Source organism: Pseudoalteromonas sp. RWi3, from assembly GCF_054960735.1.
This window is the reverse complement of record NZ_JBHNYL010000012.1, coordinates 95564-105771: the sequence shown is the minus strand read 5'-3', so window position 1 is coordinate 105771 and position 10208 is coordinate 95564. Positions and strand designations below refer to the sequence as shown.

Below are 10208 nucleotides of genomic sequence, written 5' to 3'. Positions count from 1 at the left end.
TATGTGGAACAAGCCCTATGACACGGGAATCAGCACTATTGTCTCTATTATCACCCATCGCAAGGTAGTAACCATTAGGAATCGTAATAACATCAAAAGATTGAACTGGTGACAAGCGCTTTGAGACTCTAATTTGATGCTTTACACCGAGTAAGTCTTCAATTTTATTAGCACTTTTAAGTGACTCATCGAGTTGAATGTAAGTTAATTGCTGCCCATTGATTATCAATTCATTATTATTAAACTCAACAGTGTCTCCTGGAATGCCTACAACCCGCTTGATCAGTCGATTATTTGCCGCTATTGAATCAAAAACAATAATACCCCCTCTTTTAGGCCGCGAAATTTTAAGTAGCGATACCTTAGTAAAAGGTAGTTTAAAGTCATAAGCCATTTTATCTGTAAGGATACGATCGCCCTCAACAATAGTAGGTTGCATCGACCCTGTTGGTACTTCATACCAATCAGCAACCGCACTTCTAAACACACTCATAAGACAAATAAACACTATGAGAGAGCGGTTGTTTTTCCATAATTTGTAAAATGATTTCATTGTTTAAACCTCGTTTTAATTCATGATATGGACTAACGCCACCATAGTAAGTTCATCTGTTTTTGTAACAATTCATGAATAATAACTAACACTTAATACCAGCCATTTGTAGTAGTGATTTTTAACCAGATTTAAATAATACTTATTGGAAACAAAATAATAAAAATAAAACTATGGCAACAGTTCAGACTCTCCCTTGTAAACAAGATAAAGCTAAATTTTTTTTAGACTTATTACCGGGTAAATTAATCGATGTACAATTTACTAACCCGCTAGCAATGCGATTTAAGCTTAATCTTATTGGTTATGAAGCCGGGAAGTATTTAATTTTAAAGTACCCAAAACAAGCCAAAGTTAACGAGTACAGTGATATTCTAAAAGAAGGGAACGGCGCTGTTATACGCTATATTATTGAAGGAGAGCGAGGAGAATGTGTGGGCTTTGCAACCACTATATTAGCTATCGCATTCAGACCAGAAAAATTGATCTACTTTGCTTATCCGAAACAAATTGAAAGTCGTCAATTAAGAAAAGTTGATAGGCTAAAAACACATATCCCAGCCAAAATAAGTGTGAGTAAAGATCAGACCTTTGATAACGATAACTTACTTCAAGGAATCATCATTGATATATCTGTTACAGGTTGTCGTTTTACTGTCCATGTAAGCTCTGGGTTCTTAGCGCTTAAAAAACGACAAGTGTTTGTGCATTTACTGTCTCCTATCGATAACTCACCCGTTATCATTAATGCGCATATTCGAAATAACCAAATGCAAGGTAATAGGCTAAATGTGGGCATTGAGTTTGCAGAAAAAGAACACACTCAAATGCAAACGCTACTAGATATGTACGCAATAGATATTGGGTAAGAATACGAATTATAACGTGATTTTTGATTCAAATAAGCGCAACTAAATACTCCATCTTTAATACCATGCGGTTATAAAAATGGAGTTTAGTTAGTTTTTAAATACAGTCTAAATTAGCTTAAAATACTGAGCGAAATGAAGAACGCCCAGCATTACGACGTTCATTACGACGGCTGCGCATACGACTATGAAGTTCACGGCGTTTTGAATCTAACCACTCATCACGCGTAACTGATGCATCAGAGTTACGTGCTTCTTCACGGCTACGATAAGCACAAAATTCTTCGAACGCGTCAACATCATCATTAAATTCACCTGCAACTAGTTCTATCATAATTGCATCATCTAAAAATCCTAGAACAGGGATATGATCAGGCACTAAATCTTCAGGATCGCTAAAATAAGCTAACGCACTTAAAATTTCCACACGCTCTTCTTCAGGGATTTGCCATTCACTATCTTCAATCATGGCAACAAATGTTTCTAATTTTTTAATACGAAGACGCACAAACTCTGGAACATTTTCCTTAATATTTGAGCTGATTTTTTTAGCATTGTTTATTATTACATCTTCGCTCAGTAGTTTAGCGCCTTGTTGCGCTTTGCGCATCACATCACGAAAGTGCTCTAAATCAGTATCAGATAATTCAAACTTAACTTCAAACGCCATTATAATTCTCCTGTTTTGGCTATTTGGTCACAGTAATTTATCACCATGACTAACAACTATGAAATACCTTGTTGTCATTGTTGAATTTAGCAGATACTGCTGAAGTCATCACCTTTAAAATTAAATTTTTATAAAACACCTGTGGTTTTAGTGTAACAAAGTGTTATTATTTTGTGCATTCGTTAAATGGATTTAAACTTATTAGTGTTCTTATGTCGCTAGAGAGTCAGCTTATAAAGCATAATACCCCTTCATCTTCACACGATCAGCCCAAAATTATTGAAAAAGACGAAGTGCCCCAACTAACACCTTCTAAAAAATGTGATAACTGTCACCAAACAGTGACTGGTGAATTTTGCTCTCACTGCGGACAATCTCTCGATTCGACATTAAAGTATTTTTGGGCTGTCATTTTACACTTACTCGATGATATTTTTAGTTTTGATTCTCGGGCAAGCCGTACCGTTTGGCCTTTAATGTTTCGCCCTGGCTTTTTAACTTGTGAGTACTTTGCTGGTAGGCGGGTCCATTATGTCCCCCCTCTGAGGTTATACTTATTTATTAGTATTGTTTTTTTCCTCGTGTTAAAGCTAACAGTTGCCGCAGAAGACAAACCAGAGCTTGACCTCAATAGTAATAAAGCTGCGATAAGCCAAGTTACCAAGCACATAGAAGGTCTCAAAGAGAAAAAGCTAACCTTGGATGCATTACAAAACAGTGACGAAATAGCGCAAATTGACGCTGAATTAACGCGATTCAATCGCTACTTAGAAGAGTTAAACCTCGATGGCACGGTTGAAGAAAACTCAAACATAATTACAACAACACGAAAACTGATTACGTTAGAACTTGAACGAGTTAAATTAAATCAGCCAACGAGTAACGTAAGCAATAACCAAGATAACATTAACGTATCTTTTGACTTTATATCAGAACAAAATAATAAAAAACTCGGCGAGTTCGCAACTAAATTAACAGAAAAAGCAAAAAGAACGTTTACATCTGATACCAATCGTTTAATTGATGAAGTGCTGGGGAAGCTACCACAGTTAATGTTTGTGCTTTTACCACTTTTTGCTTTGTTGCTTAAAATTGTTTTCATATTTTCAAAACGCCTTTATATGGAGCATTTAACGATAGCACTGCACAGCCATAGTTTTATTTTCATGAGCTTGTTGTTAATTGATCTCTTTGATGTATCCCACGATCACCTTCTTGCTATCGGCAGTGATCTGGCTTCAACCATCGCAGGTTTATTGGCGTTCATTAGTTTTGGGTTACTACTCTGGATACCAGTGTATTTATTCATCATGCAAAAACGTATTTATAGCCAAGGGTTTATAATCGCATTACTGACTTATGGGTTTGTTGGTACAATATATTTTGTGTTAATGGCACTCACCACGATCGCGGCAATTATTTGGGGCTTAACAGAAATTTAAGTTTTCATTTAATAGAAAGTTATTAAACAATTTTTATAAACGAACGCACAGACAGGTTATGTAAACACAAGTTAATTAGCTTTAATAAATGCATAATTAAAGCTAATCGAATAACAGTAAATGATTACTGGTTTTTATACTGTTCTTTCGCTTTTTCTAATTCACCATCGCTAATACCCAGAGATTCTGCAGCTTCTTTAATCAGTCCTGGTTGCGTCATTACCAAGCCCATCAAGGCTTGAAGTTTCTCTGGTGGAATGCCCAACTGCTGTATAAGCGCCATGGCCATCATTGGGTTTTGTGTAAATGCTTGGAAAAGCTCACGTACTTTATCGTCACTTACATCATGCTCTTTTAGTGTTGCTATAATTGGGTTCATGTTTTTGCCTTAGTTCGCTTTCTAGATACCCACTGTTATATGGGCAGATCATTCGTTTTAAAGCTGCACAATGTAATTACTCTACGAGTAATACCACTTTACCTGCATTCTCATTATTTTCTAATATACGATGTGCCTCATTAGCTTGTTGCCAAGGTAACGTTTTATAAATGTTGAAATCGAATTTTTTACTAACAATATCAGCGTAAAACTTATCAACAAACCCGTTACGTAATTGGCGTTTAAACTCTAAACTTCTGTTGCGAAGCGTTGAAGCATGGAGTGAGATACGCTTTTGTAGTAATCGCGCGAAATCTACTTCAGCAAAACGCCCGTCTAAAAATGCCAGCATTATGATTTGGCAATCCAATGCGGCAATGGCAGCATTTTTATTTAAATAGCGTCCTGAGACAGGATCAACGATGACATTTGCCGATAATTTATGATCTTTCATATATTCTACAAAATCGACTTGTTTGTAATTTATTACATGATCTGCACCCAGTTTTTTGGCATGCTGGCATTTCTCCTCACTGCCCGCGGTTATTACAACCGTTGCTCCAACACGCTTCGCCATTTGAATAGCTGCACCTCCCACACCACTTGCGCCAGCATGAATCAGGGCAGTTTGTCCTTGTTGTAAGTTACCTAATTGAAAAAGCGCACCGAATGCAGTTAAATAGACTTCACTAATAGCCGCCCCTTCAGCCATAGATATACCCTGAGGTAGACGCATAAGTTGTTTAGCATCTAATGCAACGTATTCACTGTAAGCCCCACCTGCGCACAATGAGAATACAGGCTTTTCAAGCCACTTTTTATCTACGTCACTGCCTATTTCAACTACATGTCCAGCACATTCTAAGCCTAAAATAAGGCTGTCGCCTTTTGGGGCAGGATACTTCCCTTGACGTTGCATGCTATCGGCGCGATTTACACCAATTGCAGCGACCTTAACTAATACCTCATGCGGTTTAATTTGTGGTTTTTCTATTCTACATATTGTTAAGTTTTCATCATCGTGAGAAATATACTGCACAAAGCCCTCTCTTTAATTAATTTTACGCCATACCTCGGCTTCAACTAATTTACCATTTTCAGTTAGTGAATGATGCCACAGATCGCCCTCTACTTTGTAGTCGAAAGCCATGGTTTTACCAAGTAACGAAGGAATATTGCCATAAGAAAAAGTTTCAACGAATTGTTGATTTTTTAACACATATTTACCCCCACCAGCATAATGGAATTTACCATTTTTTTGTGTAATGTAGTTAAAGTGCGTGGGGGTTATTAGTTTCACTGAAGTTAATTGTGGAGCCTTGGCATTAACAAAGCCACCGTCTACGGCATATTTCCCTTCAACAAACTCCCAGCTACCTAGTAGTGGATTAGCCATCGAAAAAGAAGAAAACGCTAACAAACATACACCTATAAATTTCATAATTTACCCTTTATCTGCAACTAAAAATATAAGTGTACCTTTTTATAAATGATTGACTATCAGACTTGTGGCTAACTTACTCTTATTTAAATCGCCAGCTTTGTTTATATGGGTATACATCGTACACTTCACCTGCTTGAATTTTTGTTTGGCAACTCTGCCAAAAACTGGCTGCAAACAAATCACTGTGGTGTCGGATAAATACCGCGTAAGCAGCCGTATTTGCGCTAAAAAAAACAGTAAACTGACTAGGGAAAACATCGTTTTGTGCTATATCAAAATAGCTTTGTGCGCTAAGTTCATCCAATGGGTTATCACTGTTTGGCATGTCTCTGAAATTACATTCAATTAATGGGCAGATTTCATCATAATCATAAAAAACGACGCGCCCCCAACGGGTTACACCAAAGTTTTTCATTAACATGTCACCTGGAAATATATTTGCACCAGCCAGCTCTTTTATTGCTTTACCGTAGTCAATCATCACGTTTTCAAGTTGTTGATTATCACATTGATTTAGATACAGATTGAGCGGCGTCATTTTTCTCTCAACATACACATGTCTTAAAATCACCGCTTTATTTGAAATAATCAAACTACTGCCAACCACCTTTTGCATCTCAGCCAGCAACTCATCACTAAAACGGTTTTTGTCGAACGCTAAATACCTAAACTCATGGGTATCTACCAGCCTACCAACTCTGTCGGCTTGTTTTACAAAGTCATACTTCGCCATTACCTGTGCTTTTGTGGCTGTTTTTGGTGCGTTAAACTTATCTTTAATAACTTTATACACATATTCAGAACTAGGCGTAGTGAAAACCAGCATAACCATACCCGGTGTACCTGGCGCTGCAATGTATTTATCTGTCGGTGGGCTGTTCTTTGTTGTGTCAACTTTGTAGCGGTAAAATTCTGTTTTAGCATGCTTTATGAAGCCAATAGCATTAAATAACTCAAATCGTTGTTTGTGAGGCATGAGTACACTTAGGTAATCGACATAGCGAGCAGGCTGATCAGTATCAACCATAAAATAGGTACGAGCAAAACCAAATAGTAAACTTAACTGATCTGCCCCCATCATCACTGCGTCTAACTTTAGGCCTTCGTCGGTATTTAAAATGGCTACAGCAAAGGGCATGTTATCACCATTTTTAGCAATGCAGCGACCGATCAAATAGCATGCTTTATTTCGAAAAAACAATGAGTTTGCATATTCTATATACCCGTCGTTCAAATTTATTAATTCATACACTTGAGGACATTGTTGTTTCGCGCCTACCATCAACGTCTTTTGCAAAACAGATACATCTTGTGAGAAATTATCAAATGGGGTTCGAAACGCTTGCGCTAATATCAGTTCAGTAACGGCATTAGCAAAACCACTTTTAAGAGAAATACGCTTTACTAAGTTATCAAATGGTCGAGGGGCTGTGCGATATTTAGCCTTTAAAACAAATAAGTGCACAGTACGGATTTTTCTATCATGCCATAACGCACCAAATGTAGAGTTAAAAAAGGTATGTGCTATTGGTTGATTTTCATGATTATTTACCATACTCGCATAGATGTTTTTTGCCTGTTGCCAGATACGTGCATCATCGTATTCTTTATATGCTATTAACTTAACCGCGCTACTAACATTAGCAACTTGACGCTCATACACTTGTAGTCGGGCACGCATAGCAGCTTGGACATCAAGCCACTGCCTTTGCTCAAAGCGGCTTTGAGCGCCTAAAGTTATATTCAAAAACTCAGCAAACATCGCCTCAAATCCAGCAAATACAGCTCGCGCAAGCTTAGTTGCAATAACGTCTTCGAGATTACAATCATTGGACTGATTATTAAAACTTTCTGGTTTGAAGTTAGGCATATTTTTATAGCTTATAACGATTATTTTACTTTAGCGGTTTACATACCATAGCAAGCAGGCTTAAATTTAGATAATTAATAAAGCGAATGAATAAGATTGATCAAATGAATATTAGGAATGTCGATCTAAACTTACTTGTCTACCTGAATGTGCTTATTGATGAGCAGAATGTTTCAAAAGCAGCAAATAAACTTGCGCTAACACAGCCTGCGATGAGTAACGCACTTAAACGGCTGCGTGATTTATTTGAGGACCCGCTCTTAGTTAGAGCAGCAGGTAATATGACCCCAACAGCAAAAGCGCTGAGCCTTAAACCTGAAATAGAAGCCTTATTAAAAATGGCGGAGGCAATCACTCAACCCAGCGAATTATTTAATCCTACTAGTGCTGAACTTACATTTAGAATAATGGCGAATGATTATTTAGAATCTACACTAATCGCGCCTTTTATTACATCTCAACTTGAAAAACACCCCGGACTCAATTTTGATGTACTTAGCCCCAGTGATGTCAACTTACAAGATATGGAAAAAGGGACAATAGATTTAGCCATTAATCGTTTTAATGGTATGCCCCGCTCTTTTCATCAGGCAACTGTATGGCGTGATAACTACTGCTGCCTCACACACCCTGCCAATAAATATTTAAACTCACCTGATTTAGAACAATATTTAGCTGCTGAACATATTTGGGTCAATCGTGCTGGTTGGGGCGCTGAAGCCGCTGTAACAAATAAATCAGGCAGTCAGAAGCTTGGCTGGGTCGATGAAGCACTTTGGCAATTAGAGCAAACCCGTCATATTCGTGTATTTACTCGCCATTACATGGTCGCAAGCTTACTCTGCCAATCAGAAAAGCTCATTGCAACACTCCCACGAAGACAAGCAATGCTGCTGGCCAAACACACCGATCTAGTCATTAGTCGTGTGCCGTTCCAAGTGGTGCCAATTGAAGTAAAGATGTTATGGAGCCCTTTACTGCATCATGCAAGCCCTCACCAATGGTTACGCCGCGAATTAATAGAGTTTGCGAGCACCATTGCAGATAGATAAGCTACACTCAACATCATTTTTATTGATTAAATCAATATCAGTTATTGAAAACAACAATTTCATTAATAGTGTTTTAGGGGCTAGAGTAAATTCATACAAAATGATTCACTCACCTAACAAAGAGACATGATTATGATGCAAACTACAGCAAGCTTCACCCAACAAGATGGTTTATTCATTGATGGTAATTTACATACTTTTATCGAACAACAACTTTGCGAAAAAGCAACATTAACAAGTGAATATGTATACCAAGCGTTAGCAACATTAGTAGATGAATTTGGTTGTCAATGCCGTAAAAACAAACATCAGGATGATGATACTCTTGATGCCCAAACTTTATTACACGCGTACCAAGTTGAACACGCACACCCTCATTGCCACGTAGACGCACAAACAACAACAGCTGTGCTCGATGAGTATTGTTGTCAAGTGCCTGCAATTATTGTTGTTGCATTAATGGATACACTCAGTGGTACACCAAGTAATGAAGATGATGCACAAGAGATTTATCAACGTGCCGCTCAATTAACAAATCGTCCGTGCATGTACCGCGCTGCATTTAAAAACGAAAATGCAGCTTAAATTATGATTGCTCAATACGCTCGATAATCCTCTTTGCAAACTCGCTACAACTGAGGATTATCGCGCTATGACCTTGTTTTTCTAAGTCAAACGTTATCTCATTTGCTTCAAATGTTGCTGATAATGCATTTTCAATCGCTTGTGCAGCTTCATGCCAATTCATAAACCGCAACATCATAACCGCACTTAAAATACTGCTTGTAGGATTTGCTTTATCTGTTCCTGCAATGCGTTCGAATGGGCCATGAGTTGGTTCAAAAAAAGCCACTTGACCATTCAAATTTGCAGCGGGCATAACTCCAATTCCCCCTACTTGAGCGGTTAACATATCAGCTAAATAGTCACCATTTTGATTGGTTGTTACAACCACATCAAATTGCTCTGGCTGCATTAGCGCTTGCTGTAACATGTTATCAGCAATAACCTCTTTAATAATTAGCGATGGCTCATTCTCCCTTTTAATAATTAACCAACGGCCATTTTCATGTGGGGTAGCACCAAATTCACGCTTTGCTAACTCATAGCCCCAACGCTTAAATGCACCGTCTGTAAATTTTAAAACATTTCCCTTGTGAACCACTGTAAGCGACTTACTTTTTTGCTCTAATGCATACTCAAGTGCATAGCGCATGACTCTCTGAGAACCATCTTTAGATATATTTTTAATTCCGATGCCGCATTGTTGGTCAAACCGTAACCGAGTGACGCCCATTTCTTGGCATAAAAAATCCAAGACTTTCTCAGCCTCCACACTGCCCGCTTGCCACTCAATCCCCGAATAAACATCTTCAGAACTGTCACGGATCACCACGATGTTTGTTTTTTCTGGATGCTTTAAAGGTGAAGGTAATGCGCTATAACCTTTAACTGGACGAATATTAACGAATAAATCCATTTCTTGTCGAAGTGCAACATTGAGAGACCTAAAACCACCACCAAGCGGTGTTGTGAGCGGCCCTTTTATTGCCAACTTAAACTGCCTTACAGCATGAATTGTTTCTTGAGGAAACCAATCACCGTCGTATAGCTTTGCTGCTTTTTCACCATTATAAACTTCGAGCCAATGAATTTTTCGTCTGTTTTTATAACAATGGGCAACTGCATGATTTACCAAATCGCGCATGACTGGGGAAATGTCTTGACCGACGCCATCACCATCGATAAACGTTATAATAGGATTATCAGGAATGAGCCACTGCCCCTGCTCATTAATAGTAATTTGCTCGCCATTTTTAGGCACTGATATATGTTGATATTGCATACGCCCCCCTGCAAGAAAATATATTTAAGCATGGGCGTTGTTCATTGTCTTTAACAAAAGAAGAATACTGATTATTCAACGGC

The 10208-nt window shown here is 38.1% G+C and carries 11 protein-coding genes; 4 read left to right on the top strand and 7 right to left on the bottom strand.

Features of this window, described 5'->3' with window-relative positions; all coding sequences use genetic code 11:
* On the bottom strand, window positions 1-553 hold a 553-nt coding region (lepB, locus tag ACFI4Z_RS14795), incomplete at its 3' end, for a signal peptidase I (RefSeq protein ID WP_462671255.1).
* A 173-nt stretch (window positions 554-726) separates the two neighbouring features.
* Between lepB and ACFI4Z_RS14790 the strand changes: the two genes are divergently transcribed.
* A complete protein-coding gene (locus tag ACFI4Z_RS14790) occupies window positions 727-1422 on the top strand; it encodes a PilZ domain-containing protein (protein ID WP_462671254.1) in 696 nt (231 codons plus the stop codon).
* Window positions 1423-1540: 118 nt separating this feature from the next.
* On the opposite strand, the gene ACFI4Z_RS14785 is transcribed toward ACFI4Z_RS14790, so the two are convergent.
* The gene (locus ACFI4Z_RS14785; protein ID WP_462671253.1) at window positions 1541-2092 is read right to left on the bottom strand and encodes a YkvA family protein; all 552 of its coding nucleotides are present in this window, start codon (window positions 2090-2092) and stop codon (window positions 1541-1543) included.
* Between the two features lie 212 nt (window positions 2093-2304).
* Between ACFI4Z_RS14785 and ACFI4Z_RS14780 the strand changes: the two genes are divergently transcribed.
* A complete protein-coding gene (locus tag ACFI4Z_RS14780; protein WP_462671252.1) occupies window positions 2305-3534 on the top strand; it encodes a DUF3667 domain-containing protein in 1230 nt (409 codons plus the stop codon).
* Window positions 3535-3658: 124 nt separating this feature from the next.
* Here ACFI4Z_RS14780 and ACFI4Z_RS14775 read toward each other — a convergent pair whose 3' ends face one another.
* From ACFI4Z_RS14775 to aceK, 4 genes are all read right to left on the bottom strand, one after another.
* Window positions 3659-3913, bottom strand: coding sequence for a DUF2999 family protein (locus ACFI4Z_RS14775; protein WP_462671251.1), 255 nt, complete (start codon window positions 3911-3913; stop codon window positions 3659-3661).
* 76 nt (window positions 3914-3989) lie between these two features.
* Window positions 3990-4952 (bottom strand): NAD(P)H-quinone oxidoreductase, encoded by a 963-nt coding sequence (locus ACFI4Z_RS14770; protein WP_462671250.1) that lies wholly within the window; start codon window positions 4950-4952, stop codon window positions 3990-3992.
* A gap of 12 nt (window positions 4953-4964) precedes the next feature.
* Window positions 4965-5354, bottom strand: a complete 390-nt coding sequence (locus ACFI4Z_RS14765; protein WP_462671249.1) for a hypothetical protein — start codon at window positions 5352-5354, stop codon at window positions 4965-4967.
* An 82-nt stretch (window positions 5355-5436) separates the two neighbouring features.
* Complete coding sequence (gene aceK, locus ACFI4Z_RS14760; RefSeq protein ID WP_462671248.1) at window positions 5437-7227, bottom strand: bifunctional isocitrate dehydrogenase kinase/phosphatase; 1791 nt, start codon at window positions 7225-7227, stop codon at window positions 5437-5439.
* A 104-nt stretch (window positions 7228-7331) separates the two neighbouring features.
* On the opposite strand from aceK, the gene ACFI4Z_RS14755 reads away from it, so the two are divergent.
* Both ACFI4Z_RS14755 and ACFI4Z_RS14750 read left to right on the top strand, forming a co-directional pair.
* Complete coding sequence (locus tag ACFI4Z_RS14755; RefSeq protein WP_462671247.1) at window positions 7332-8279, top strand: LysR family transcriptional regulator; 948 nt, start codon at window positions 7332-7334, stop codon at window positions 8277-8279.
* A 135-nt stretch (window positions 8280-8414) separates the two neighbouring features.
* Window positions 8415-8864 (top strand): hypothetical protein, encoded by a 450-nt coding sequence (locus ACFI4Z_RS14750; RefSeq protein WP_394191637.1) that lies wholly within the window; start codon window positions 8415-8417, stop codon window positions 8862-8864.
* 1 nt (window position 8865) lies between these two features.
* On the opposite strand, the gene icd is transcribed toward ACFI4Z_RS14750, so the two are convergent.
* Window positions 8866-10125, bottom strand: a complete 1260-nt coding sequence (gene icd, locus ACFI4Z_RS14745) for an NADP-dependent isocitrate dehydrogenase (RefSeq protein ID WP_462671246.1) — start codon at window positions 10123-10125, stop codon at window positions 8866-8868.
* Window positions 10126-10208 lie beyond the last annotated feature (83 nt).

Bases quoted from the DNA above. Each gene is read 5' to 3' on its own strand.
- ACFI4Z_RS14755 (WP_462671247.1), top strand. From the start codon at position 7,332: ATGAATATTAGGAATGTCGATCTAAACTTACTTGTCTACCTGAATGTG.
- ACFI4Z_RS14780 (WP_462671252.1), top strand. From the start codon at position 2,305: ATGTCGCTAGAGAGTCAGCTTATAAAGCATAATACCCCTTCATCTTCA.
- icd (WP_462671246.1), bottom strand. From the start codon at position 10,125: ATGCAATATCAACATATATCAGTGCCTAAAAATGGCGAGCAAATTACT.
- aceK (WP_462671248.1), bottom strand. From the start codon at position 7,227: ATGCCTAACTTCAAACCAGAAAGTTTTAATAATCAGTCCAATGATTGT.
- ACFI4Z_RS14775 (WP_462671251.1), bottom strand. From the start codon at position 3,913: ATGAACCCAATTATAGCAACACTAAAAGAGCATGATGTAAGTGACGAT.
- ACFI4Z_RS14750 (WP_394191637.1), top strand. From the start codon at position 8,415: ATGCAAACTACAGCAAGCTTCACCCAACAAGATGGTTTATTCATTGAT.
- ACFI4Z_RS14785 (WP_462671253.1), bottom strand. From the start codon at position 2,092: ATGGCGTTTGAAGTTAAGTTTGAATTATCTGATACTGATTTAGAGCAC.
- ACFI4Z_RS14765 (WP_462671249.1), bottom strand. From the start codon at position 5,354: ATGAAATTTATAGGTGTATGTTTGTTAGCGTTTTCTTCTTTTTCGATG.
- ACFI4Z_RS14790 (WP_462671254.1), top strand. From the start codon at position 727: ATGGCAACAGTTCAGACTCTCCCTTGTAAACAAGATAAAGCTAAATTT.